Source organism: Streptomyces globosus (assembly GCF_003325375.1).
Taxonomy (GTDB): Bacteria; Actinomycetota; Actinomycetes; order Streptomycetales; family Streptomycetaceae; genus Streptomyces; species Streptomyces globosus_A.
In genome coordinates this window covers 6,627,501-6,653,140 of the sequence record NZ_CP030862.1, presented here as the reverse complement: position 1 = coordinate 6,653,140, position 25,640 = coordinate 6,627,501, and the positions used below count along the sequence as shown (strand labels likewise).

General features: G+C 75.2%; 20 protein-coding genes and 1 tRNA gene (1 of these 21 only partly in view). 12 read left to right on the top strand and 9 right to left on the bottom strand.

Translation table 11 applies throughout. From position 1 onward, the window contains the following. Positions 1–13 precede the first annotated feature (13 nt). Both C0216_RS29530 and C0216_RS29525 read right to left on the bottom strand, forming a co-directional pair. Entirely contained in the window at positions 14–1,312 is a 1,299-nt protein-coding gene (locus tag C0216_RS29530) for an ATP-grasp domain-containing protein (protein WP_114058182.1), read from the bottom strand. Then, entirely contained in the window at positions 1,309–2,592 is a 1,284-nt protein-coding gene (locus C0216_RS29525; RefSeq protein WP_114058181.1) for an ATP-grasp domain-containing protein, read from the bottom strand. Before C0216_RS29525 ends, C0216_RS29530 begins: the two co-directional genes overlap by 4 nt. A 308-nt stretch (positions 2,593–2,900) precedes the next feature. Between C0216_RS29525 and C0216_RS29520 the strand changes: the two genes are divergently transcribed. From C0216_RS29520 to C0216_RS29485, 8 genes are all read left to right on the top strand, one after another. Further along, on the top strand, positions 2,901–4,076 hold the full coding sequence (locus C0216_RS29520) for an MFS transporter (RefSeq protein WP_162793314.1): 1,176 nt from the start codon (positions 2,901–2,903) through the stop codon (positions 4,074–4,076). Positions 4,077–4,127: 51 nt separating this feature from the next. Further along, on the top strand, positions 4,128–4,736 hold the full coding sequence (locus tag C0216_RS29515; RefSeq protein ID WP_114058179.1) for a DinB family protein: 609 nt from the start codon (positions 4,128–4,130) through the stop codon (positions 4,734–4,736). A gap of 43 nt (positions 4,737–4,779) precedes the next feature. Then, the gene (locus tag C0216_RS29510; RefSeq protein WP_114058178.1) at positions 4,780–5,568 is read left to right on the top strand and encodes a 2OG-Fe dioxygenase family protein; all 789 of its coding nucleotides are present in this window, start codon (positions 4,780–4,782) and stop codon (positions 5,566–5,568) included. Continuing rightward, positions 5,568–6,056 (top strand): GNAT family N-acetyltransferase, encoded by a 489-nt coding sequence (locus C0216_RS29505; RefSeq protein ID WP_114058177.1) that lies wholly within the window; start codon positions 5,568–5,570, stop codon positions 6,054–6,056. The genes C0216_RS29510 and C0216_RS29505 overlap by 1 nt, the downstream gene beginning before the upstream one ends. After that, a complete protein-coding gene (locus C0216_RS29500) occupies positions 6,044–6,847 on the top strand; it encodes an AzlC family ABC transporter permease (RefSeq protein ID WP_162793313.1) in 804 nt (267 codons plus the stop codon). The genes C0216_RS29505 and C0216_RS29500 overlap by 13 nt, the downstream gene beginning before the upstream one ends. Beyond that, on the top strand, positions 6,844–7,170 hold the full coding sequence (locus tag C0216_RS29495) for an AzlD domain-containing protein (RefSeq protein WP_114058175.1): 327 nt from the start codon (positions 6,844–6,846) through the stop codon (positions 7,168–7,170). Before C0216_RS29500 ends, C0216_RS29495 begins: the two co-directional genes overlap by 4 nt. Before the next feature lie 143 nt (positions 7,171–7,313). Further along, a tRNA-Met gene (locus C0216_RS29490) sits at positions 7,314–7,387 on the top strand. 368 nt (positions 7,388–7,755) lie between these two features. Then, positions 7,756–8,739 (top strand): M23 family metallopeptidase, encoded by a 984-nt coding sequence (locus tag C0216_RS29485; protein ID WP_114058174.1) that lies wholly within the window; start codon positions 7,756–7,758, stop codon positions 8,737–8,739. Here C0216_RS29485 and C0216_RS29480 read toward each other — a convergent pair. The 4 genes from C0216_RS29480 to C0216_RS29465 form a co-directional block, all read right to left on the bottom strand. After that, a complete protein-coding gene (locus C0216_RS29480) occupies positions 8,648–9,940 on the bottom strand; it encodes a PrsW family intramembrane metalloprotease (protein ID WP_246042938.1) in 1,293 nt (430 codons plus the stop codon). The two genes, C0216_RS29485 and C0216_RS29480, sit on opposite strands and share 92 nt — an antisense overlap. Before the next feature lie 85 nt (positions 9,941–10,025). Further along, positions 10,026–10,838 carry a tRNA (guanosine(46)-N7)-methyltransferase TrmB gene (gene trmB / locus C0216_RS29475; RefSeq protein WP_114058172.1) on the bottom strand — a complete coding sequence of 271 codons (813 nt, stop codon included), beginning with the start codon at positions 10,836–10,838 and terminating at the stop codon, positions 10,026–10,028. 109 nt (positions 10,839–10,947) lie between these two features. After that, entirely contained in the window at positions 10,948–12,183 is a 1,236-nt protein-coding gene (gene lhgO, locus C0216_RS29470; RefSeq protein WP_281277963.1) for an L-2-hydroxyglutarate oxidase, read from the bottom strand. 49 nt (positions 12,184–12,232) lie between these two features. Further along, a complete protein-coding gene (locus C0216_RS29465; protein ID WP_114058170.1) occupies positions 12,233–13,840 on the bottom strand; it encodes a sporulation protein in 1,608 nt (535 codons plus the stop codon). A gap of 649 nt (positions 13,841–14,489) precedes the next feature. Between C0216_RS29465 and C0216_RS29460 the strand changes: the two genes are divergently transcribed. Beyond that, positions 14,490–16,766 (top strand): asparagine synthase-related protein, encoded by a 2,277-nt coding sequence (locus C0216_RS29460; protein WP_428985472.1) that lies wholly within the window; start codon positions 14,490–14,492, stop codon positions 16,764–16,766. A gap of 519 nt (positions 16,767–17,285) precedes the next feature. Here C0216_RS29460 and C0216_RS29455 read toward each other — a convergent pair. Further along, positions 17,286–19,256, bottom strand: a complete 1,971-nt coding sequence (locus C0216_RS29455; protein WP_114058168.1) for a sigma-70 family RNA polymerase sigma factor — start codon at positions 19,254–19,256, stop codon at positions 17,286–17,288. A 229-nt stretch (positions 19,257–19,485) separates the two neighbouring features. Then, positions 19,486–20,250 carry a TetR/AcrR family transcriptional regulator gene (locus C0216_RS29450; RefSeq protein WP_114058167.1) on the bottom strand — a complete coding sequence of 255 codons (765 nt, stop codon included), beginning with the start codon at positions 20,248–20,250 and terminating at the stop codon, positions 19,486–19,488. 339 nt (positions 20,251–20,589) lie between these two features. On the opposite strand from C0216_RS29450, the gene C0216_RS29445 reads away from it, so the two are divergent. Beyond that, a complete protein-coding gene (locus tag C0216_RS29445) occupies positions 20,590–22,173 on the top strand; it encodes an NAD(P)/FAD-dependent oxidoreductase (RefSeq protein WP_114058166.1) in 1,584 nt (527 codons plus the stop codon). A gap of 132 nt (positions 22,174–22,305) precedes the next feature. Then, on the top strand, positions 22,306–24,099 hold the full coding sequence (locus C0216_RS29440; protein ID WP_114058165.1) for an ATP-binding SpoIIE family protein phosphatase: 1,794 nt from the start codon (positions 22,306–22,308) through the stop codon (positions 24,097–24,099). Between the two features lie 65 nt (positions 24,100–24,164). On the opposite strand, the gene C0216_RS29435 is transcribed toward C0216_RS29440, so the two are convergent. Next, positions 24,165–25,445: an MFS transporter gene (locus tag C0216_RS29435; protein ID WP_174250563.1), complete on the bottom strand. Its 1,281-nt coding sequence runs from the start codon at positions 25,443–25,445 to the stop codon at positions 24,165–24,167. 124 nt (positions 25,446–25,569) lie between these two features. Here C0216_RS29435 and C0216_RS29430 point away from each other — a divergent pair, with 124 nt between their 5' ends. Then, positions 25,570–25,640: the 5' portion of a MarR family winged helix-turn-helix transcriptional regulator gene (locus C0216_RS29430; RefSeq protein ID WP_114058163.1), read on the top strand. It continues 466 nt past the right edge of the window; the window shows 71 of its 537 coding nt (coding positions 1–71); it begins with the start codon at positions 25,570–25,572; its stop codon lies off the right edge, out of view.

Below are 25,640 nucleotides of genomic sequence, written 5' to 3'. Positions count from 1 at the left end.
GCGGGCCGGCTGGTCAGGACGCCGCGGCGGCGGTCCGGGCGGGGACGACGACCACGTCGAGCCGTTCGTCCAGCTCGGCGGCGATCCGCTCGACCCGGTCGATGTCGGCGGGCCCGCGGTAGGGCGCGGCGACCGCCAGCGAGCCGGCGATCTCGTACCAGCCCTCGGGGGCGCGCCGCAGCCGGTCGCCGGGCCGCGAGGCGGGGATGTAGGAGCGGAAGTGCGGGGAGTGCGCGGCGTCGCCCGCGTTGTTGCGGACCAGGGTCCCGGTCCGGTAGGCGAACTTGATGCAGGCCGCGGCGCGCGGGGTCGCGGCGCGCGGCACCTCCCCGTCCAGGAGGGCGGCCAGGGCGTCCGCGTCGTCGCCGGCGAGCACGGCCTTCGCGTACAGGCGGACCGGGTCGATGCCGTGGACCTCCCGCAGGTTGCGGTAGTTCTGGCCGCCGCTCATACGGGTGGCGAACTCGACGACGCGGTAGCGGCCCTCGGAGTCCTGCCGGAACTCGGCGTTGAAGAGGCAGTGCCGCACCCCGAGGGCGGCGGTGATGCCCTCGGCTGCCGCGACCAGCTCCGGCTCCTCCTGCGGGGTGCGGAAGGGGAGGGTGTAGAAGTCCTCCTCGAAGTAGGGGCCGGGCATCTGCATCTTGTTGGTGACGCCCACGAGGTGGAAGCGCCCGTCCAGGACCACCCCGTCGAGGGTGACCTCCTTGCCGGGCAGGAACTCCTCCAGCAGCGCGATCTCCGGCCCGTCGCTGGGGAAGTAGCCGCCCCACTCCTCGGCGAGCCGGGCCACGTCGGCCAGGGCCCGCTCCAGTTCGCCGCGGTCGCGGACCAGGCTGACGCCGATGCTGGCGGCGAGGGCGCTGGGCTTGACGATGAACGGGTACGTGAAGGCCTCGGCGGCGGCCAGGCCCGCCTCCACGCCGTCGACGGCCGCGAACTGCGGCGCGGGCAGGCCGTGTGCGGCGAGGAAGGTGCGCTGGAGCTGCTTGTCGCGGGAGATCGCGTCCGCCTCGGGGCGCGGCCAGCGGTGGCCGAGCAGCTCGTTGACGCGGGAGGTGACGGCGATGTCGCTGTCGTAGAAGGTGATCGCGGAGGTGATGCCGAGGCGGCGGGCGGCCGCCGCGCAGTGCTCGGCGAGCGCGGCGCCCTCCAGCTCCTCCGGGATCGCGACGACGCCGGCGAACCGGCCGTCGTCGGCCGCCTGCGCGACCGTGGTGGCGAGGTGGACCTCCAGGCCCATCCGCTCCAGCGTCTCGATGTGCTCGCGGTGCCACGCGTACGTGTTCCGCATGATCAGCAGGATCCTCACGCCGCCGCCCCCTCGCGCACGGCGCCGGCGGCGGCCACGGCCGCGGAGGTCTCGACCACGACCTCCGCTGTGAGCCGCTCGGCAGCGGCGACGGCTGCGGCGGTGTCCGGGCCCGAGGCCAGGACCTGCCCGACCCGGTCCCAGTTGCCGCGCAGCGCGCCGACGGTGTCGCCGGGCCGTACGGCGACCTCGACGTCGATGGCGGTGTCGAGGGCGCGGGCCCGGTCGGCGCCGTGCACCGCGGTGACGGTGCCGGGCTGCGCCGACAGGAAGCGCGTGGCGGCCGCGCAGCGGGCGGCGGGGCGGGCGGTGAGCGCGGGGACCAGGCGGAACTGCCAGGCGACGATCCACTCCTCCAGGTCGATGCCGTAGGCGGTGTCCAGCAGGTCGAAGATCCGGTCGCCGCCCATCCGGTTGTGGCTCTCGATGACCTGCGGGCCTGCCGGGGCCAGCCGCAGCTCGGTGTGGGCGGCCCCGTCGGCGAGGCCGATCGCGTCCAGGAAGCGGACGACGGCCTCCTCGATGCGCTGCTCGTCGGCCGGTGCCAGCCGGGCCGGCAGGGCGTGGCCGAGCTCGACGAACCCGTCGCCGGTCAGCTTCTCCGTCACGGCGAGGACGATGTGCCGCCCGGCGAAGGAGAACGTCTCCACGCTGTACTCCGGCCCCGGGATGTACTGCTCGGCGATGAACCGGCCGATGGTGAAGAACGACCCCCACTGCAGGTCGGTACGGGCGCGCAGCGCCTCCACCCCGGCCCAGGCGCCGGCCGCCTCGGCGGGCCCGTCGATCCGTACGACGCCCAGGCTGGCGGTGGCGTCGGCGGGCTTCAGCACGAACGGGTAGCCGTGCTCGGCGCCGAACGCGGCCAGGTCCTCCGGGCCGTCGACCTCCGCCGCGGCCACGGACAGGGCGCGGACCTCAGGGGAGTCGGAGGCGGCCAGGCGGCGGCGCATCGCGTGCTTGTCCCGCAGCAGTTCGGCGACCTCCTCGGTGGTGCCGCCGAGGCCGAGGTGGTCGCTGATCCGGGCCGCGGGCACCAGGCCGGGCTCGGTGATGGAGACGACGCGGGTGAACCCGTACGCCCGGTGCGCGGCCTCGACCAGCGGGCGGGTGGTCTCCCAGTCCGTGTAGTCGGCGATGATCACGGCCTCCGCGAGGCGGGCGGCCTCGGGCACGAACTGGTCCCTGTGCTGGATCAGCACGAAGCGGATGCCGAGTGCCGCCGCCTTGCGCAGCGTCTGTATCCGTCCGCCGACGACGAGAAGCTTGTGTTCGGTCATGGCCGGAACACTGCCGGATGAATTCCGCCCGGGGAATGCCCGCAGGGTGGCACAAGAATGCCCGGCACGAATAACGCACCGGCGCGGGCGGCGGGGCGGCCGGGCGGAGGGGCCCGGAGGTCGCAGGCACGAATGTGCCAACCCGCTTCATGCCAGCCGTTTCCTCTTCTCTCCGCCCTGACCAGCGGGTTCCATGGTGGACACCACCTCATCCCCCGTTTGGGAAGGAGCCCCCCATGGCCGGCGAGGAACCCTTGCGCCGTCGATTGCGGAATCTGCCCGGCAGTGCCTGGGTCATCTTCTCCGGAATGTTCCTCATCAAATTCGGGAATTTTCTCAACGTATTCCTGGTGCTGTTCCTGGTGGCCCGCGGGTTCTCCGCGTTCCAGGCCGGCGTGGCCCTCGGCGTGGTCGGGGTCGGCGCCTTCGTCGGCAACGCGGTCGGCGGCAGCGTCGCCGACCGGTTCGGCCGCCGCACCGCCATCGCGGTGTCGATGTTCGGCAGCAGCGCCGCCACCGCCCTCGTGCCCCTCGCCGACGGGCTGCTCGCCACCACCGCACTGGTCGGCGTCGTCGGCGTCTTCGCCCAGCTGTACCGGCCCGCGGCGGGCGCCCTGCTCGTCGACGTGGTCCCGGAGGAGCAGCGGGTGACGGCCTTCGCCGTCCTGCGCCTCGCCATCAACGTCGGCATGGCCGTCGGACCGCTGGTCGGCGGCCTGCTCAGCGGGGCCTCGTACACGTACGTCTTCCTCGGCGACGCCCTGTTCTCCTTCGCCTTCGGCGTGCTCGCCCTGTGCACCCTGCCGGGCGGCCGCCCGCCGGTGCAGGACCCCGCGGAGGCGGCGGCGGAGGGCGGGCGCGGCGGCTACCGGGCGGTCTTCGCCGACCGGCCGTACCTGCTGTTCCTGGGGTCGATGGTCGCCGCGACCTTCGTCTACGGGCAGTCCACCGCGACCCTGCCGCTGCACGTCACCGACGCGGGCTTCGACAACAAGGTCTACGGCCTGCTGCTCGGCCTGAACGCCCTGATCTGCGTGCTGATCGAGCTGCCGCTGACCCGGCACACCGAGCGCCGCACCCCCCGCCGGGTGATCGCCGCCGGCCTGCTCCTGCTCGGCCTCGGCATGGCCCTGACGGGCGCGGTGCAGGCGGTGTGGCTGCTCGCGCTGACCGTCGTCGTCTGGACGGTCGCGGAGACGATCTACACGCCGATCGCGAACGCCTACCCGGCCGAGTTCTCCCCGGCGCACCTGCGCGGCCGCTACCAGGGCGCCGAGGGCATCGCCCACACCCTCGGCGGCGCCCTCGGCCCGGCCGTCGGCGGCCTCCTCTACGGCATCTCGGCACCCCTGCACTGGGTGGTCTGCGGTGCGGTGGCGGCCCTGGGTGCCGGCCTGGCCCTGGCGGCGGTCCCCCCGGCCCGCGCCCCGAAGTCCGCAGCCCCGGCCGCCGAGCCGGCCGCCGAGCCGGCCCCCGCGGCCTGACCCCGTTCACCCCTGCCCCACCCCCCGTCCGCCTTCAGGAAGGAAACCCCGATGAGCCCGCTCGCCGACACGGACGTGCACCGCATAGACATCCCCTCCGCCACCGAGGACCCCGCCGCGTACGTCGACGCCCTCCTCGCCGTCGCAGGAGACCGCGACCCCTTCGACGTCCTCGCGCAGACGCCGGTCTGGGCGGCCCGCCTCTTCGCGGACCTGCCCACCGAGCTCGCCGAGGCCGTCCCCGAGCCGGGCGAGTGGCCCGCCGCGTTCATCGTGGGCCACCTCTTCGACGTCGACATCGTCTACGGCTTCCGCTGGCGGCTCGTCGCCACCGAGGACGACCCGGTCTACCCGGGCTACGACGAGCAGCTGTGGGCCCCGCTGCCCCGCCTGCCGTTCCGCCAGATGCTCGACGCCTGGACCGGGCTGCGCGCCTCGAACGTCGCGCTCCTCGCCGCCCTGCCGCCCGCCGACTGGCAGCGGACGGGCCGCCACGGCGAGCAGGGCGGCGAAACGATGGAGGTCATGATCCGCAAGGTCGTCGGCCACGACATCGCGCACATCAACCAGATCTACCGGGCCATCCGCCTGGTCCGGCAGGCCGCCGGCCTCGACGTCGCCGAGCTCGACGCCGTGTACGCCTCCCTCGGCCTGCGCTGACCGCCCGTCTTCCCGTCCGCACCCCCAGAAGGGACCCACCGCCATGACCACCGCCGTGCCCACCGCCCGCCGGACCCCCGTCCCGGACACCATCGCCGCCGTCGGCCCGGACCTGCGCGACGACCTGCGCGAGAAGCGCTACGCGCTGGTGTCGGCCGCCGACCTGACCCTCTCCCCGGAGCTCGCCGCCGCGTTCGGCGACCTCCAGGCGTCCTGGGGCCGGCTCACCCCGGACGTCCACTTCGGCGGCGGCGACCGCGCCGTCCGCACCCGCCGCTACAGCGACTTCGCGTTCACGCCCGCCACGGGCGAGCTGGTCCCGCTCGACCACGTCGCGTACTTCCAGAGCGAGGCCATGAACGCCTTCGTCGGCGGCATCGAGCGGCACTTCGGCGACGTCGAGGAGTCGACGTACACCAACCCGCTGTTTTGGGCCCTGGTCCGGTACGACTTCGACAACCTGCCCATCGAGGCCGAGTACCGCGACCGCACCTGGGTGTGCCAGATCCACCAGATCCGCATCGAGATCAACCCGGGCAAGTACAACGAGCTCGTCCCCGAGGGCATCCACTCCGACGGCTACCCGTGGGCGGGCCTGCACCTCATCTCCCGCGTCGACGTCGAGGGCGGCCACAGCACCGTCTTCACCTGGGACGAGGAGCCCCTCGCCAAGGGCACCTTCCTCACCCCGCTCGACTCCCTGATCTTCGAGGACCGGGCGATGAAGCACCACGTGACCGGCCTGAGCGCGGGCGAGGACAAGGGCGGCTACCGCGACGTGCTCGCGATCTCCTTCTCCCTGCCGGGCTCGCCGTACGAGACGCTGGTCTGATGCCGGCGGCAGCGCCGGCGCTCGCCGAGGCGTTCGACGTACTGGTCGCGCCGCCCCCGCCGGCGGCGCCCGCGGTCTCGGCCGAGATGGCCGCCGCCGACATCCCGCAGGTCATCGCGCTGCTGCGGGCCGCGCCGCAGGCCGCGTACTGCGAGTGGGAGGACGAGGCGCTCCTGGCGCGGCACCTGGCCCACTCGGCGGACCTGTGCCGCGTGGTGCGGACCCCGTCGGGCCGCGTCGTCGCGGCGCTGCTGGCGGGCTCCTTCGGCGTGCGCGGCAGCATCAGCCACGCGGTCGTCGACCCGGGCCACCGCCGGCTGGGGCTGGCGCGGGTGATGGCGGCGGACGCCCTGGAGGCCTTCCGGCGCCGCGGGGTGCGCCGGATCTTCCTCGCCGTCCTCGACGGCAACGAGGCGGCGACCGCCCTGTGGACCGGGGCGGGCTTCCGGCCGGCGCTGGGGGAGAGGACCTTCGAGTGCGACCTGTAGCAGCCCCCGCCGCTCCGGCCGCCCCGTCCGCGTCCGCGTCCGCGTCCGCGCCTGCGCCGCGGGCGTGGGCGGCCGGGCTCGGGCAGGCCGTGCCCGTCATGCTCGGCTACGTGCCCGTGGCCTTCGCGTTCGGCGTCCTCGGGCACACCGCGGGCCTGCCCTGGTGGGCGTCGGCGGCCATGTCGGCGTTCGTCTACGGCGGCTCCTCGCAGTTCGCCGCCCTCCAGCTGCTGGCGGTCGGCGCCGCCCCGTACGCGGTCGTCCTGACGACCTTCGTCGTCAACCTGCGGCACCTGCTGCTGTCCGCGGCCATCGCGCCGCGGCTGGCCGGCTGGCGCCGCCGGGAGCAGGCGCTGTTCGCGTACGAGCTGACCGACGAGGCCTTCGCCGTGCACTCCGCGCAGTGGGCCGAGCGAGCCGAACGCCCCAAGGCCGAGGTGTTCGCCTTCAACACCGCCGTCCACGGCTCGTGGGTGGCGGGCACGCTGGCGGGCGTCCTCGCGGGGGACCTCGTCACCGACGTGGAGGCGCTCGGCCTGGACTACGCGCTGCCCGCCATGTTCATGGCCCTGCTGGCGGCGGGCGTCGTCGCCGACCGGCGGGGCCTGGCCGTCGCCGTGCTGGCCGGCGCCCTCGCGGTGGGGCTGACCCTGCTCGGCCTGGAGTACTGGGCCGTCCTGGCGGCCGCGGCCCTCGCAGCCACCTTCGGCCTCGCCCTGACCCCCCGCGAGGAGCGCTCCTCCGCCCTCGGGGAGGACGCGGCGCCCGCGGAAGGAGGTGCGGGACGATGAGCAGCCCCGTCCTCGCCCTCACCATCGCCGGGATGGCGGCCGTCACCTTCGGCCCCCGGCTGCTGCCGACGCTGTTCCTGGCGGCGGCGTCCCTGCCCGGCCCGGTCGTGGTCTGGCTGCGGCAGGTGCCGCCGGCGGTGATCGCCGCGCTGCTCGCCCCGCCGCTGTTCGTGCCGGACGGCCGCCTGGACCTCGGTCCGGGGAACTTCGGGCTGTGGCTCGCGGTGCCGACGCTGCTGCTGGCCTGGCGGACGCGGAACTTCTACCTCACGATCGCGTTCGGCATCGGATCCCTGGCGCTGCTCCGCTTCCTCGCAGGCTGAGGCGGGGCTTCCGCCACCGTCTTCGATTCCTTCACCACGTCTCTGACCTGCGTTTATGCCCGCATGGCAGGGGTCGGAGGGGTGCCGCGGGCGATAAATGGGCACAGGGCACCGCTCCGATGGCGTAGGGTTGGTCCTACCGACGCGGGGTGGAGCAGCTCGGTAGCTCGCTGGGCTCATAACCCAGAGGTCGCAGGTTCAAATCCTGTCCCCGCTACTCAGTACGAGGCCCGGCTTCCGATGGAAGCCGGGCCTTCGTCGTTCCCGCCCTGCGCGTGGACGCAGCCGTGACGCTGCGTGAGTGAACGGCCGCGCACCGCAAGGCAGCTGAGGGTGCATCAAGAGGCGTGTGTGGCTGAAGGGATGCGCAAGTCGCGGGCGCTTGGCCCTGCTTGATGGCTGGATGCCCGCTTTGCCTGCCTCAAAAGCGGCCACTCCGCGCCCCCTTGGCCGGAATGATCAAGCGCGGCGGCTTGGAATCATTCCCCTGCGTCTATTACCGTTCGATAACGCAGTGCGGTCGTCCCAGCCGTCGCAAGAGGCGGCGCCGTGTGCGTTCGACTGTCCCCTGAGGAGTGTGCCCCGGTGGCCTCCAACGTGCCTGCGCCCGACGGCATCGAGATCCAGGAACCGCCGTCCCCCGGCGCCTGGGGCGAGTGGAACCCCACCGAGGACTCCGTCCGCCCCGTCCGCGGCAAGCACCGCGTCGCCAGGCAGGGCGGGGGACTCGCCCGCAGCTCCACCGTCCTCGGCGTCGGCATCATCGCCGCCGTCGGCGCCGGAGGCATCGCCACCGCCCAGGACCGGCCCCAAGTCCCCATATCCATACCCTCCTTCACGGGGCCCTCCGACGACGACACCGGCCCGGACACGGGCGCCGAGAGCGGCACCGGCGCGCGGACCGGCATCCTCGCGCAGCAGGCCGACGCCCCCGACGCCGGCGAGATCCTGCGCACGCGCATCCTCCAGCAGGCCGAGCACCAGACCGAGGCCGCCGACTCGCAGACCCGCGCCGAAGCCGCCCGGGCCGCGCAGGAGGCCGCCGCGGCCGAGGCCAAGGCCGGGCGCGAAGCCGCCGAGAAGGCCGCCGCCGAGGCCCGCGCCGCCGCGGAGAAGGCAGCCGCCGAAGCCGCCGCCGCGAAGGCCGAGGAGGAGCGGATCGCCAAGGCCGCGGGGAACTACTCCCTGCCGACCTCCTCCTACACCATCACCTCGTACTACGGCGCCTCCGGCGCGATGTGGTCCTCCGGCCACCACACCGGCCTCGACTTCGCCGCCCCGACCGGCACCCCCGTCAAGGCCGTCGCCGGCGGAAAGATCATCTCGGCCGGCTGGTCGGGCGCCTACGGCTACCGCATCGTCCTCCAGCTGCCCGACGGCACCGAGATCTGGTACTGCCACCTGTCCTCGATGTCCGTCACCTCCGGCCAGGTCGGCGCGGGCGACACCATCGGCCGGGTCGGCGCCACCGGCAACGTCACCGGCCCCCACCTCCACCTGGAGGTCCGCAAGGGCGGATCGGCGACGGACCCGCTGGCGTGGCTCCGCTCCAAGGGCCTGACCCCGTAGGCCGTACGGGCCTCCGCGCCGCCGGCACGAACGGCTGCCGCGGCGGCAGCAGGTCCTCCAGGACAGCCGCCCGGGCCAGCGCCGGCCCGGCCGTGGCCCGGCGCTGCCACAGGCTGCGCAGCAGCTCCGCCTCCCGCCCCGCGAACTCCGGATCCCAGGCCGGGCCCGTCCGCGCCCGGTGCCGCAACAGCGCCAGCGCAGCCGCGTCCGCCTCGTACCGGGCCACCGCACGGCCCGCGGCCCGGCCGCCGCTGCGCCGCGCCAGCGCCCTCGCCAGGGACCGCGCCGGCACCGAGGCCATCGCCGACACCTCCGCGGGAGCCATCCAGCCCGCGGCCGCGTACACCGCCAGCTCCCCGGCGACCCTCCGCAGCCTGCGCCGCCGCATCCGCACCGCCAGCCACAGCAGCAGCCCGAACAGCGGCACCATCACGCAGCCGTACACCCGGTAGAAGCCGTACTCGCCCATCCGCGACGAGCTGTTCCACAGGGCGTGCAGGCCCACCGCGAGGGCAAGCCCCAGCAGCGGCAGCCCGCACCGCGCCGGCCGGGAACGCCGCCGGCCCGCCCGGACCGCGGCCGCGGCACCGAAGCCGAGCCCCGTCAGGACCGTGAACAGCGGGTGCGCGAACGGCGACAGCACGATCCGTACGAAGAACGTCGCCAGCGTCACCGAGTCCAGGACGCCCGCCGGGCTCTCCATGTCCTCGGTGAACGCGTTCCCCAGGTAGAGGACGTTCTCGGTGAACGCGAACCCGGTGGCCGTGAACCCGGCCGCCGTGAACCCGTCCGCCGGTCCCGTGAAATGCCGCCTGCGGAAGGCGAACACCGCCAGCAGGGCAGCCGCCTTCGCGCTCTCCTCCACCACCGGCGCGATCGCCACCGAGCCGAGCAGGTCCGCGTCCGACGGGTCCGCGGCCGCCCCCGCGATCCACTCCGTCGCGAAGTCGTTGGCCAGTATGGCGATCAGCGCCGCGGCGCAGGCACCCCAGCCGAAGCAGAACAGCAGCAGCGCCCACGGCCGGGGCGCCGCCCGGCCCAGCCACCGGAACGCGGCGAGGAGCGGAGCCACCGGCAGCACGGCCAGGCCGAGGCCCACCAGGAAGCCGGCGGTGCCGGTCTCCTGCCGGACGAGTTCGAGGATCGCCAGGCCGGAGGCGGCGAGGACGGCGAGCACGCACGCCCGCGCACGGCAGCGCAGGCGGACCTGCGCCCGCGGGCGGGAGCCGGGGAGTGCCAGGAACACGCGATGACTCTAGCGAGCCGTCCCGACACGGGGAGTGACCTCAGGCGTTCTCCACCCGGCGGAACAGCAAGTCGTGTACGACGTGCCCCTTGTCCAGGCCCTGCCCCTCGAAGCGGGTCAGCGGCCGGAAGTCGGGCCGCGGCGCGAAGCCGCCGTCCTCCTGCGTGTTCTCGAACAGCGGGTGCGCGGTGAGGACTTCGAGCATCTGCTCGGCGTACGGCTCCCAGTCGGTCGCGCAGTGCAGCACCGCGCCCGGCGCCATCCGCGTCGCCGCGAGGTCCAGGAACTCGGGCTGGATCAGGCGCCGCTTGTGGTGACGGGCCTTCGGCCACGGGTCCGGGAAGTAGACGCGGATCCCCGCGAGGGAGGCCGGCGGCAGCATTTCGCGCAGCAGGATGATCGCATCGCCGTTCGCCACGCGGACGTTCGTCATGCCGCCGCGCTCCGCGAGGGCGAGGAGGTTGCCCTGGCCGGGGGTGTGCACGTCGGCCGCGAGGATGCCGGTGTCCGGGTCGGCCGCGGCCATCTGCGCCGTCGCCTCCCCCATGCCGAAGCCGATCTCCAGGACGACGGGCAGGCCGCCGAAGAGCCGGCCGAGGTCGAGGACCTCGCGCCCGTCGATGTCCAGGCCCCAGGTGCCCCAGAGCCGCTTCAGGGCCTCGCCCTGCCCGGTCGTGACCCGGCTGCGCCGCGGCTGGAAGCTGCGGATCCGCCGCTCGTGGTGCGAGCCCGCCGGGTCGGGTGCGGGGCCGTCGGGGAACCGCGGCTCGGTGCGCCACTTGGGCGGCACGTAGGAGTTCGCCGCGGGCTCGGCTTCCGGGGCGTCGGGCTGGGGGGTACGGGACTCAGACACAATCCCGGAATTCTACGGCCCGCCCCCGCGCCCCGCCCGCCGACGGCCCCGCGCGGCCGGGAGGACGAGTGGCCGGGCAGCCGGGAGGGGCGGGGGCGGGGGCCGCGGGTCAGGCCCGGGCCAGGCTCCCCAGGGCGCGCCGGGCGATCTCGCGCCCGATCGGCAGCGACGCGGTCGCCGCGGGCGACGGCGCGTTCAGCACGTGCACGGTCCGCGGCGCCTCCCGGATCAGGAAGTCGTCGACGAGCGTCCCGTCCCGCAGGACGGCCTGCGCCCGCACCCCCGCCCCGGCCGGCCGCAGGTCCCCGGCGGTCACCGCGGGCAGCATCCGGCGCACCGCCTCCGTGAACGCCGCCTTCGACAGCGAGCGGCGGATCTCGCCCGCCCCGTACCGCCAGTGCCGCCACGCCATCCGCCACGCACCCGGCCAGGCCAGCTCGTCCGCGAGGTCCCGCGGCCGCACCACGCCCCAGCCGTACCCCTCGCGCGCCAGCGCCGGCACCGCGTTCGGCCCGACGTGCACCCCGCCGCCGATCCCCCGCGTCAGGTGCACCCCGAGGAAGGGGAACGCCGGGTCCGGCACCGGGTAGACCAGCCCGCGCACCAGCCCGGGCCGCACCAGGTCGTAGTACTCGCCGCGGAAGGGGATGATCCGCATGCCGGGGTCGTCGCCGGCCAGCCGGGCGACCCGGTCGCAGTGCAGCCCCGCACAGTTCACCAGCGCCTTGGCCCGTACGACGACGCCGGCCGTCGTGCGCACCGCGACCCCGCCGGACCGCCGCGACACCAGGTCGACGGCGCCCCCGTAGACGATCTCCGCCCCGGAGGACTCGGCGAGCTGCCGCGCCACCAGCCCGTAGTCCGCGATCCCGGTCGTCGCCACGTGGATCGCGGCCGCCCCGCGCACCTCCGGCTCGTACTCGCCGATCTGCGCCGGCCCCAGCTCGCGCACCGGAATGCCGTTCTCCCGGCCGCGCTGCACCAGCGCGTGCAGCCGCGGCAGCTCCTCGCGGTCCGTCGCCACGATCAGCTTGCCGGTCACCTCGTGCGGGATGCCGTGCTCCGCGCAGAACTTCACCATCTCCGCGGCGCCGCCCACCGCGTAGCGCGCCTTCAGCGAGCCGGGCCGGTAGTAGATCCCGCTGTGGATGACGCCGCTGTTGCGGCCCGTCTGGTGCCGGGCCGGGCCCGGCTCCTTCTCCAGCACCACCACCCGGGTTCCCGGCGCCAGCCGCGACAGGGCGTACGCCGTCGACATCCCGACGATCCCGCCGCCGACCACCACCACGTCGCAGTCGGCCCTGCCCCCGGCGCGCACCGCGGCGCCGCCCACGCTGTCCTCCAAGCCGCCACCTCCCACCCCTGCATACTGCACCCCGCCACCGACAGGACGGCTACGCGGGGGCCATCAGCAGCGGCCGGGCCCGCTCGCGCAGCTCGGCGACGCGCGGCTCGTCCCCGTACGGCTCCAGCCGCTGCAGCAGGTCCCGTACGTACTCGGTCGTGCGCGCCGACGAGATCCGGCCCGCGACCTCCACCGCGCGGGTCCCCGCCGCGCACGCCGCGTCGAGGTTGCCCGACTCCAGCTCCGCGACCGCGCTCACCACCAGCCGCAGGCCGTGCGAGCGCACGTACTCCTCCGTGGGCCGCGACAGCGCCTGCTCGGTGAAGCGGCGCACCTGCCGGGGCAGCCTGAGGTCCCGGTAGCACTCCGCCGCGTCCGCCGCGAACCGGTCGTACGAGTAGAAGCCCAGCCAGGTCGGGTCCGGGTCGCCCGGCCGTGCCCGCTCCAGCCACCCCTCCGCGGCCCGCAGCGCCGCCCCGGCGGCCGCCGAGTCGCCGGCCTTCGCGTGCGCCCGCGCCTCGACCAGGCGGAAGAAGCTCATCGTGCGCGCGGTGGCCAGCCCGCGGTTGCGCTCCACGGCCGCCTGCGCGAGGTCGACGCCCTCGTCGGGGAAGTCCCGGTACGTCGCCTGCAGCGACATCGACGCCAGCACGTACCCGCCGAGCGGCACGTCCGCGGCGGCCCGCGCCAGGCGCAGCGCCTGGATGTAGTAGCGCTGGGCGGCCTCCTGCTGGCCCGTGTCGAAGGCCATCCAGCCGGCGAGCCGGGTCAGCTCGGCGGTCGCCCCGAACAGGGCGCGGCCCACCTCGTCGCTGTACGAGCCGAGCAGCAGCGGGGCGGCGTCCACGCGCAGGCACTCGGGCACCATCGACGAGCGCCAGTCCCCGCCGCCGTACTTGGAGTCCCAGCGGCGGGCGTCCTCGGCGGCCTCGCGGAGCTTGCTGACGTCGCTGTGGCCGACGCGCTGCGGCGAGGCGTCGGCCAGGCCGACGACCGCCGGGGGCGGTGCCGCCGGGGCGCCGCCCGGGGCGGCGGGGGCGTGCGGCGTGCGCGGGGTTTCGCCCGAAGGCTGCGGGGGCACAACCGTGGACGGCGCGGGCGGGGAAGGCGGCACGGGCGGGGTGGGCGGGGCGGCAGAGGCGGAGCCGGACGCGGGCGCGGGCGCGGCGCCCTGCGGCGCAGGTCCGCGCGCCACCGAGCTGTCGGCAGGCGATATCAGCCAGCGCGAGACAGGCGTCGCGTACGCCGACACGGAGAAGGAGCCGGCCAGCGACTGCCAGATCCCGCCGCCGCCGCGGCGCCCGGCGAGGTCGAGCCGGTACAGCTCCGTGGCCGAGCGCACCGCCGCGCCCACGTCGCGGGGGAAGGCCAGACCCACCTCGGGCGCCGGGTCGGCGTCCGCCAGGCCGATCTCGTGCAGCGGCACAGGCCGGCCCAGCTTCGCCCCGATGGCGGCCGCGATCAGATGCGGGGCCGCGCCCTGCGGCACCATGCCCTTCGACACCCACCGGGCCACCGAGGTCTTGTCGTAGCGGAGCGTCAGACCCCGCTGGGCGCCCAGGTCGTTGACGCGCCTGGCCAGTCCGGCGTTGCTGATGCCCGCGAGGGCGAGGACGGCGCCGAGCTTCTCGTTGGGTTCGCGGAGATCCCTGGACATGCGCCACCCCTCGTCACACGCGGAACGCACTCAACTCATACGCCGCCGGGGCATAGGCGCCCGGCATTTCGTAAACCCAGCGTAGTTCCCCGCCTCCCAAGCGTTAAGGCCCCGGCTTCCCTATGGCGGGATTGTTGTCCGCCCGCACAGTCCGCCCCGGCCCGGCGGCGACGGCGCGCGCCCGACCGCGTGCTCCGGCCGTGTGGCCGTGCGCCCGCCCGTGCGCTCTGGCCGGTCGTCCGGCCCGGCGATTCGATGTGCCGTGCGTGGGTCGGCCCGCTGCGTGGATCCGGCGGGCCGGGGGATGCCGCCGCTCCAATCCCCGCGGGTGGCGGAACGGTCCGGGAGGTGCGCCGCGCTTCCCGGACCGCGCCCGCGCACCGCCGCGGCCGCGCGCGTCCCCTTGTGCGCGGTGCACTGAGTACGGCCTGAGAATGGCCGAAACCGGCCTGTGGGCCGGTGGGAACGGAACACCAAACACCGTGTGGGCGCGGTGTGTTCGTTCGCACGTCCGCCCTCCCGCACCACTCCTGCACGCCTGTCTCGTGGCAGCATGGTCCCGAGCCACCCGGGGTCCGGCCGGCCGCGCCCTCGCGCTGCCCGCGCCGCAGCGGCCCCGGTCGATTGCCCACGGGCTGGGGAGGCGGCGGTGCGCTGGTTGGTGGGGTGGAGCAGTATCGCCGCGAGCTTCGGCACGGCCGGCCGCGTCGGCCCCGGCGGCCGCCCCCGCAGCGCCCGTGAAGCCGAGCCGGGGTCCGCGTACGGGGCCGGGTACGGGTACGAGTCCGGGTCTGCGTCCGGGCACGGGCACGGGTCTGAGTACGGGTACGGCCCCGACGGCCCGGTCACCGGCGGCATCGCCGACGCCGCCCACGCCGACGACCCCGCCGGCCGCGACGCCGAACGCACCGTCGTCCCCGTCGGCGCCCAGCTCCTGTGGGGCGACCCCGACCCGCTGTGGGCCGTCGGCGACTGGCGCCCCGACGAGATCCGCACCCTCACCGCCGACCCCGCCGACCCCTTCACCCGCATCGCCGTCCTCGGCTGCTGCGGCGCCACCGACGCCGAACTGCGGCGCGCCCTCACCGCCGCCCGCGGCGGCGCCCTGCGCCACCTCACCCAGTGGTCCGGCAGCTACACCGCCGTCGTCCAGGCCGGCCGCCGCATCACCGTCGTCGGGGACCTCGCCGGCGCCCGCCCCGTCTTCCACACCCCGTGGGCCGGCGGCACCGCCTACGCCACCGCCGCCCTCCCCCTCGCCGACCTCATCGAGGCCCAGCTCGACATCGGCCACCTCGCCGCACTCCTGGCCTGCCCCGACAGCCCCGAGGCACTCGGCGACGGCACCCCGTACGAGGGCGTGCGCCGCATCCCGCCCGGCCACGCCCTGATCCTGCGCGAGGGCTCCCGCGAGATCACCGGCTACGAGCCGGTCGCCTCCCTCGCCGTGGCCGCCCCCGAGGCCGACGCCGAGCGCGCGGTGGAGGGCGTACGCGAAGCACTCGTGGACGCGGTGCGCGCCCGGCTCACGGCACCGCGGCACGCCCCCGAGAGCCAGCCGTACGACCCCGGCCCCGTGCCCGGAATGGGGCCCGCCGAGCGGCGGGCCGCCCGCGGCCTGCCCGCACCCGTGCCCGGCGTCGGCGCCGACCTCTCCGGAGGCAGCGCCTCCGCCACGCTGGCCCTCCTCGCGGCCGGCCTGCCCGGCGCCCCCGGCGCCCTCCTCGGCCGCACCGGCGAACGGCTCCTCGCCGTCACCTTCAACGACCTCGCCACACCGAGCGGCCGCGAAGCCGAACTCGAACGCGCCCGCGCCATCGCCGCCGACCCCCGGCTGCGGCACGTGGTCGTCGCCGCCGCCGAGGAAGCCCTCCCCTACGCCGACCTCGACGGGCCCCTCACCGACGAGCCCGGCCCCTCCCTCGTCCACGCCTCCCGCGAGCGGCGCCGCCTCGCCGCAGGCTCCGCCGACCACTTCACCGGGCACGGCGCCCGCCAGGTCCTCGACGCCCACCCCGCCCGCCTCGCCGACCTCCTGATGGACCGCCGCAGACGCCACCTCCTGCGCCCCGTGGCCGCCCTGGCCCGCTCGGCACCCGCCGCGGGAGAGTCCCTGACCGTCCCCTTCTCCGTGTACGGGGCCGCCCGCCGCCTGGCCCGCACCCCCTACCGCACCGGCATGGAGGCCGCCGCCGCCCGGCTGCGCGCCGGCGACATCCGCCCCGCCGGCACCGGCGGCCCGGTCGACGCCTCCCTCGCCGCCCTGACCTGGTCCCGGCCCGGCCCGGCCGCGGGCTGGCTGACCGGGGAGGCGCTCGCGGAAGTATCGATCCGCCTCGCCACCGCCGCGGGCCGGCCCCCGCTGTCCCTGCGGCCCGGCGAATGCCGTGCCCGCGCCGCCCTGACCCGGCACGCCGCCGACCACCGCGTCTTCGAGCAGGCCGTCGAGGTCCGCAGCCAGCGCCTCCACGCCCCGTTCCTCGACAACCAGGTCGTCCGGGCCGCCCGCGCCCTGCCCGACCCGCTGCGCGTCCAGCCCGGGGCCCGCGCCGCCATCCTGCGCAGCGTGCTCTCCTCGGCCGGGGTCCGCGAACTCCCGCCCGGCTGGGGCGCCCCCGCCCACGTCCCGAACGAGACGGCGACCCGCCTGGGCCTCCGCGCGGCCCTTGCCACCCTCCTGTCCCTCTTCACCGCCCCGCTCCTGGCAGACGCCGGCCTGATCGAGGCCCGCGTGGTCCGCCAGGCCCTCCTGGACGCGGCCGAGGGCCGCCCCGTCCCCCTGGACGGCCTCGCCGAACTCGTCTCCATGGAACTCTGGCTGGGCCGCCTCCTGTCCCGGCGCGGCACCTGCTGGACGGGCACCACGACCCCGCGCCGCAGGGCCGTCCCGAACGGCGTCCCGCAGCCGCGGGCGGCGCTGTCGTGAGGGAGGCGGGAGCCGGGGGCGGGAGTCGATGGGTCGGGGTCGGTAGTGGTACTGGGGGTGTCCCGGGCAGTTGATGGTGTCCGGGGCGGGCCGGTCCCTCAAGGGCGCGCCCGTTGGGCGCGTCGCTGCGCGATGGCCCTTCGGGCCACCCTTGACCGACCGACCCGCCCCGGAGGCATTTTTTCTGCCGGGACGCCCCCAGGGGAACGGCCAGGGGGTACGTGGACCATTCAGGGCCATCAGAGCCCCTGCTCTCCCGCACCGCAGGCCCCTTTCGCCCCACCGGCATCAGCCGACCCGTCGGCGGAAGCCCGGGGGCGTGACGTCGGAAAACGACGTCCAGAGCGTCATCCGGCGGCAGGAACGCCTCGGACCGGTACGCGGCCCGGCTCCTTCGGCGGCCGGCTGCCGTCAGGGGTGGGGGAGTGCACGTCAGGTCTGCTCTGTGACCAGTCGGCCGGCCTCGTACGGGCCTTCCCTGCGTCGGGCCCCGGGTGCCCGGAGTGCAGGCGGGTGCGGTCAGCGGCAGGTGAGGACGGCGTCGGCCCAGCTTGCCAGGGTGGGTCTGGGGCCCCGGCCGAGCGGCTCCACCACCAGGCGGATCGTTTCGTGCCCGGTGAGCGGTACCTCGACGGTTGCGGCCCGGTCGGTGCGGTCCAGCGGGGCCGACTGCCACAGGCGCTTGCCGTCGGCCCAGACCGAGAAGCGGACCTTGCCGTCGGAGAGCAGGGACAGGCGGTCCACCCCGGCCCGGGCGGAGAACGACGTGCACTGGCGGTTGAGCGCGATCTCCACCGAGGAGCGGGCGCTCACGGTCAGCCCCTGCCCGTACTGCCGGTCCGCGATGCCGATCGTCCAGCGCTGCCACACCCAGCTGCTGGGCCAGGCCCGCAGCTCGGGTCCGCGGTGGTCGCCGAGCGCGGAGTACCCCAGCGAGGCCAGCTGGTAGCTCCGCGCCGGCGCTGGTGGCGGTGTCGGCCGGGGCGAAGAGGGCGGTGTCGGGGACGGAGGGGGCGCCGGGGCAGGGCTTTGCGAAGCCGACGGCGTGGGCGAGGGCCGCGCCGGCGGCTTCGGCGCGGTGGACGCCGGCTTCGGCGACGCAGGCGGCGAGCTCGCGGGCCGGGCGGGCGCGGCGGCCTCCGCAGGCGGCTCCGATGCGGACGGGCTCGGCCGCTCCGGCGCCGGCACGGCAGGCGCGGCGGCCCGCGGCGCGGGATGCGCCTGAGGGGCCGGCTCGGCATCCTCGCCGACCAGGGCGAACACCACCCCGGCAGCGGCGGCGACCGCGATCCCCGCGGCCAGGGCGGCCTTGGCCGGCAGCCCGATGCCCTCCGACACCACAGCGCCCCCCACACCGGCCCCCGAGCCCCCGGCACCCCCGCCGGCAGCGGCACCGCTCCCCGCAGCGGCACTGCTCCCGGCCGTGCCCGCGGCGCCCGACGCACCCGCGGCCCCGGCCGACGCTGCGGCGGCCGCGCCGGCTCCGCCCGCGGCGACGGCCCCACCGGCCAGGACACCGGCGGCCTTCGCGGAGTACCCGGCGGCCAGCCAGCCGATGACCGCGACCGGCAGCAGCGCCGGAATCCCCGCGTTGACCTCCTTCAGCTCGCCCGCGGCCAGCCGGCACCGGGCGCACTCCTCCAGGTGCCTGCGCAGCCCCCGCTCGGCCCGCATCCGCAGCCCGCCGCGGGCGAAGGCGCCCAGCCGGTCCGCGTACCGCGCGCAGTCCCCGCCGGCGCTGAGCGCGGAGCTCACATGCGCCTGGAGATAGGCCTGCTTGAGCCCTTCCCGCGCCCGGCCGGCCAGCACGGCCGTCGCGTTGGCGCTCAGACCGAACAGCGGGGCGACCGCGCTCGGCGAGGACTCCTCGACCGCGGTGTGCCACAGCACGGCCTGCCACCGTTCGGGCAGGCTCCGGAAGGCCTGCACCGCCAGCGACCGCTCGGCCTCGTGCATCGCCCGTACGTCCGCGCCGAGTTCGAGCGTGTCGTCCCCGGAAAGCCCGGACGCACCGCCGCCCTGCTCCGCTCCCGCGGCCGCCTGCTCGGCGAACAACGCGAAATCGTCGACGAGCTGTTCGCGCCGTGCGGTCTTCGTCCAGGCCGCGGCGACACGCCGCACCGTGGTCAGCAGGTAGGCCCGCACCGCCTGGTCCGGACCCGCGCCTCTCCGCACCGCCTGGAGGGTCCGCGTGAACACCTCGGCGGTCAGGTCGTCGGCGGTGTGCGCATCCCGGCAGCAGGACCGCGCGTAGCGCCGTACGGAGTCGGCGTGACGGCGGAACAGCTCCTCGTACGCCCCGTCGTCGCCGGCGCGCATCCGCGCAATCAAGTCACCGTCGGACGGCGGAAGTTCGGCACTGCCCGCCCGCGGTGCGGCATGCCTGCCCCGGGCCGCGCGCTGGGCCGGAACCTGCCCCAGCGGCGCATCGGCCGCCTCGGCTTCCCCGGCGGCCCCACCGATCGGCTCTTCCCGACCGTCAACGCTCATCGCGGAAGCTCCCGCACGACAGACTCAACCGGTACACCGTTCCAGCCTGTCACACGGGGGGCGCGCGCCGGACCACTCGCGCAACCATCCACCCGTCCCGGGCAGCGTCCGCACGGCGGTCCGTACCGCCTCTCACCCGTTCGAGTGAGGGAGCGTCCGCGGATGTGCCGTCCCGGGGTCCAGAGCGCCGCTGCGTTCCGGACCCCGGGGAGGCGCGCCCGTCACACGGTCAGGCGGTGCGGGAGCGGAGCCCCTCCAGCAGGATGTCGAGCAGCCGGGCGGACGCCGCCGCCTGCTGCGCCGCGTCGGGCAGGGCCGGCGCGGCAGTCGCTATGACCAGCAGCACGTCGGCCACGGTCACGTCGGCACGCAGCTCGCCCGCCTCCCGGGCGCGGTCGACCAGCTGGCCGACGACCTCCAGCAGGGCGCCCGCACCCGCATCCGGCGACGGCTCGTCGTCGGCGGCCCGGCCGCCCACGACGCGCAGCTCCGGAGAGCCCGCGGCGCCGGCCTGGCGCTGGTGCGGGACGCGCGCCTCCAGCGCCTCCTCGGCCTCGTCCTCCGCGGAGCGGACCCGCAGCACCTGCGGCGGCAGCAGCCGCCCCGCACCCGAGGCCACGGAGGTGCGCAGGAAGCGGGACAGCGCCTGCCACGGCTCCTCCTCCTGGCCGAGCGCGGTCCTGGCCTGTTCGGTCAGCCGGGCGGTCTCCTCCTCGGCTATGCGCCGGACCAGCACGTCCTTGCTGGGGAAGCGCCGGTACACCGTGCCGACGCCGACGCGGGCGCGCCGCGCGACGTCCTCCATCGGGGCCCCGTAGCCCAGCTCGCCGAACACCTCGCGGGCGGCGCGCAGGACGTGCTCCAGGTTGCGCTGGGCGTCGACGCGCAGCGGCGTGGAGCGCACGCCCGACGCGGCGGTGCCGCCGGCGATGCCGCGGCTGCTGGTCTCGCTCTGCAGCGCGGCCGCAGAACCATGGAAATCGGAAATGTTCATGTGTATCCCCCGGTAATCACTTGTCTCCCCCCGGAGACATCCCCGCCTTCACGTCGAGGTAGACCACGGTCAGTGGTCTCGGTCTCACTCCCCGACGAGATACGAACATAGTTGAGCCAGAGTCAATTCAGAAGAGGCAGCCCCCCTCCGGGCACCGCCCGATCGGAGCATCGCCCCCCACTTTTCCGGTCCAAGCCCCCGGAACCACCCTTTCCGTAGCCCCTGACCTGCACAACTCCTCCCCCTTCCGCGCCCTCCGGGACCCCCGCCCCACTGCTCCCTCCGGTCACACAATGTGCCGGGCCTGTGGACAAACTCCCAGCCACGTTGCGTCATGGGATGGTGAAGGCTGCTCACTCCCGAGGCACGGCCCCCGGTACCCCGCCCGGCACACCCGCCACGCCCGCCGCGTCCACCGGCCCCGCCACGCCCGACCGCCCCGGCGCCGCACCACCCCCTGAGGCCGCACCGCCCCCGGACGCGCCCCCGGACGCCCCCGCCGCGCCCACCCCCGCCGAGGCCTCCGTGCCCGCCTCCCGCCCGCAGGACGCCCCGACCCGCATCCTCGTCATCGGCGGCGGCTACGTCGGCATGTACACGGCCCTGCGGCTCCAGAAGAAGCTGAAGCCCGGCGAAGCCGAGGTCACGGTGGTCACCCCCGAGCCCTACATGACGTACCAGCCCTTCCTCCCCGAAGCGGCCGCCGGCTCCATCTCCCCCCGCCACGTCGTCGTCCCGCTGCGCCGCGTCCTCGACAAGTGCCGCATCATCAGCGGCGAGGCCCGCCACATCGACCACGCCAAGCGCACGGCCACCATCACCACCCTGGCCACCGCCGAAGAGGGCAGCGGCCCCGTGGAGGTCGAGTACGACGAGCTCGTCCTCGCCCCCGGCTCGGTCTCCCGCACCCTCCCCGTCCCCGGCCTCGCCGACTACGGCATCGGCTTCAAGACCGTCGAAGAGGCCATCGGGCTGCGCAACCACGTCATCGAGCAGATGGACATCGCCTCCTCCACACGCGATCCGGCCCTCCGCGACGCCGCCCTCACCTTCGTCTTCGTCGGCGGCGGCTACGCCGGCGTCGAAGCGCTCGGCGAACTCGAGGACATGGCCCGCTACGCCGCCCGCTACTACCACAACGTCAAGCCCGAGGACATGAAGTGGGTGCTGGTCGAGGCCACCGACCGCATCCTCCCCGAGGTCGGCCCCCAGATGGGCGTCTACACCGTCCGCGAACTGCGCCGCCGCGGCATCGACGTCCGCCTCGGCACCCGCCTGGAGTCCTGCGAGAACCGCGTGGCCGTCCTCAGCGACGGCTCCCGCTTCCCCACCCGCACCGTCGTCTGGACCGCCGGCGTCAGACCGCACCCGATCGTGGCCGCCTCCGGCCTGCCCCTCAACGACCGCGGCCGCATCCGCTGCACCTCCTTCCTCACCGTCGAGGGCGTCGAACACGCCTGGGCCGCCGGCGACGCCGCCGCCGTGCCCGACATCACCGCCGCCGAGCCGGGCCACGAGTGCGCCCCCAACGCCCAGCACGCCGTCCGGCAGGCCAAGGTCCTCGCCGACAACCTCGCCGCCTCCCTCCGCGGCGGCGTCCTCACCGAGTACGCCCACCGCTACGCGGGGTCCGTCGCCTCCCTGGGCCTCCACCGCGGCGTCGCCCACATCTACGGCCGCAAGCTGAAGGCGTATCCGGCGTGGCTGATGCACCGCATGTACCACCTCAGCCGGGTCCCCACCTTCAACCGCAAGATGCGGGTCCTCGCGGAATGGACCCTCTCGGGCCTCTTCACACGCGAGATCGTCTCCCTCGGATCACTCGAACACCCCAGGGCAGAGTTCGAACTCGCCGCCGGCGGCGGCCACCTCCCACCCCCGCCACCGCCCGACCCGGACCCCCCGAAGGACAGCCAGAGCTGACGCTGTCAGTGCCGTCGGACACACTGGGCGTGTGACCATAGGTGCGCTGACACCTGCACAGAGTGACATCGTCCAGCGACTCACCCCCCAGCGATACAGCGACCACTCGCGACACCACGAGGCTTGAACGCAGTGAACTTCACGCGCTGGAGCGCCCGGTTTCCCGGAACGCAGCGCCGCGCCGCCGCCCGGTCCGAACACGCCGCCGCCCAGGCCAAGCGGGGCGAGGGAGCCGTCCCGGCGGCCCGCGGCGCCGCCGGCCGCGCCGCCGCTGCGGACGGCGGCCCCGCCGATCCCACCACCGCCGGCGTCGGGACCGGCCCCGGCGCGGGCCCTGCCGCGGCCCGCCCTGACACGCCCGGCGCCGCCGCCCCCGCCCTGCCCTCCCTCGACGAACTCTCCGTACGCGAGGTCCTCGGCCGCCTCCCGGCCCTCGTCGCCCTCGTCCACGGCCCCGAGCACCGCGTCGCCTACGTCAACGACGCCTACACCGCCGGCTTCGGCCCCCGGCCCACCGGCACCCCCGCCCACGAGGCCCTCCCCGAGCTCGGCGAACTCGGCCTCCTCCCCCTCCTCGACCAGGTGCAGCGCAGCGGCCGCCCCCGCACCGCCAAGAACCGCACCGCACCCGGCGGCGGCAGCTCGTACACGGTCACCTGCACCCCCGTCGAGTTCCCGAAGGAGCCCCACGGCCCCGACGCCGACCAGCACGCCCACCCCGGCACCGGCGTCATGATCCACCTGGCCGACGTCACCGACCACGCCGAAGCCCTCGAACGCCTGCGCGCCAGCGAGAGCCGCCAGCGCGAGGCCGCCGTCACCCTCCAGCGCTCCCTCCTGCCGCAGGAACTGGAGCAGCCCGACGACCTGCGTGTCTCCGCCGTGTACCACCCGGGCGGCACCGAGGCGGCCGTCGGCGGCGACTGGTACGACGTCATCACCCTCGGAGCCGGCCGCACCGCCCTCGTCATCGGCGACGTGATGGGCCGCGGCGTCCGCGCCGCCGCCGTCATGGGCCAGCTGCGCACGGCCGTCCGCGCGTACGCCCGCCTCGACCTCCCGCCGCACGAGGTGCTCCAGCTCCTCGACGGCCTCGCCGCCGAGATCGACGCCAGCCAGATCGCCACCTGCGTGTACGCCGTCCACGACCCCAGCGAGGGCCTCCTCGCATACGCCTCCGCCGGCCACCTGCCGATCCTCGTCCGCGACGCCGACGGCGTCGTACGCCGCGCCGCGGAGCCCCCCGGCCCGCCGCTCGGCACCGGCGCCTGGCTCCACGCCTCCGGAACCATCGCCCTCGGCCCCGGCTCGACCGCCGTCCTCTACACCGACGGACTCATCGAGCGCCGCGGCGAGGACATCGACGAGGGTGTCGCCGCCCTGGAGAGGGCCCTCGCCGGCGCGCAGGGCAGCCCGTCCGTCATCTGCGACCGCCTGATGCGCGCCCTCGGCGTGGACGCCGACCACGACGACGACGTCGCGGTGATGGTCCTCCAGCAGCCGGACCGCACCGGTCCGGAGGCCGAGCTCTTCCACAACGCCGCCCTCGACCTCCTCGGCGGCATCGAGGCGGCCCCGCGTGCCCGCGCCTTCGCTCAGGGCGTCCTCAGCTCCTGGCGCTTCCCCGTCGAACTGTGCGACCTGGGCGTCCTCGCGGCGAGCGAGCTCGTCGCGAACTCCCTCCAACACGGCACGCCGCCGATGAGCCTGCGCCTGCGCCGCACCGACCGCCGTCTGATCGTGGAGGTCACCGACGGCGACGACCACCTGCCGCGGCGCCGCCGCGCCGAACCGGGCGACGAGACCGGCCGCGGCATCTCGATCATCGCGACGATCGCCTCGTCCTGGGGCTCCCGCCGCACCCCGGGCGGCGGCAAGGCCGTCTGGTGCGAGTTCGCCCTCCCGGACAAGCCGCCCGCCGGCTGACGGGAAACGCAGGCGGGGCCCGGTCCGAACAGACCGGGCCCCGCCTGTGGCTGCTCGACGACGGCCTACGCAGCGACCGGCGCGGCAGCGGCGGCCTTCGCGGCCACGGCCTGCGGGGCGCCCTTGAGCAGCGACGGCTGGTCCTGCGCCGGCGCCAGCTCCCGGCCGAGCCGCAGCGCCAGTACCGCGATGCCCAGCGAGACCGCGACGAACACGGCGACGTACAGCATCGGAGCGCCCGCCCCCAGCGGCACACCCAGCGGCCCGAGCGCCAGCGCCAGCTGCTTGACCAGGGCAAAGGCCGAGTTGTACTGGCCGACCGAACCCTCCGGCGCCAGATCGGCGACCAGCGGAGCCAGCGTCGGGGACAGCATCGCCTCGCCGATCCCGAAGAGCGCGTACGTGGTGACGAACGCGGCGGCGGCCGCCACGGCACCGCCGTGGCCCAGCCCGGAGAACCCGGCGATCAGCCAGGCCGCGGTCCAGATCAGCCCGACCAGCGCGATCACCCGCGACCGGCGGCGCCGCTCGACCAGCCTCAGGACGGCGAACTGCGCGACGACGATCGCCCCGGTGTTGGCTGCCAGCGCGAAGCCCAGCGTGGACGGCGAGATCCGCGCCGCCTCGGTGCCGAAGGCGGCGAGCCCGGACTCGAACTGCCCGTAGCAGGCGAAGAAGATCACGAAGCCGAGGACGAGCAGCTTGGCCATGGCCCGGTGCCGGACCATCCGCTTCCAGCCGCCGCCGGCCTGCGCCGGATCCCGCGGCACGGCGTCCTTGATGCTCGGCGCGTGCGGCATCCGCACGGTGAGGATGACGCCGGCCAGGACCAGGAACATCACGGCCTCGATGCCGAAGAGCAGGGTGAAGCTGCCCGGCCGGCTCTCGTCGACGATCTGGCCGCCGATGAGGCCGCCGATGCCCAGGCCGAGGTTCTGCATGAAGAACTGGAGGGCGAAGGCCCTGGTCCGCGTCCCCGGAGTGGAGCACCACACGATCATCGTGGCGAGCGCCGGCTGCATGACGGCCTGCCCGGCGCCCAGCGCCAGGGCGGAGACCAGGATCGGCACGAGCCCGTCGGAGAGGCCGAGGGCCAGCGCACCGACGGAGGCGGCGACGGCCGCGCCGACGACGACGGGAACGGGACCGCGGCGGTCGATGACGCGGCCTGTGAGGGGCAAGGCGACCAGGGCGCTGACGGCGAAGGCGACGAAAGCACTGGTCGCCGCCATGGAGCCGAGGCCCCGCACCTGCGCCACGTAGATGTAGAGGAACGGAACCGTGAAGCCGATGCCGAACGCCGTCAGCGCGTTGCCGGCCTGGATCCGCCGCATCGCGGCGCCCATCACCTTGGTCACTTCTCACCTGCCCAGATCACTGAAGCCTGAAGACTTCACAGCTAAAATTCGATGCTTAAGAGTACACATCGAAGGAGTTAGACGCCAACGCGCTCGTGCCATACTTCGGACCATGGGTGACACCGCCGACGGCCTCCAGCCCGTCCCAGAGCCGAGCCTCGACGAGCAGATCGCCGTCTACCA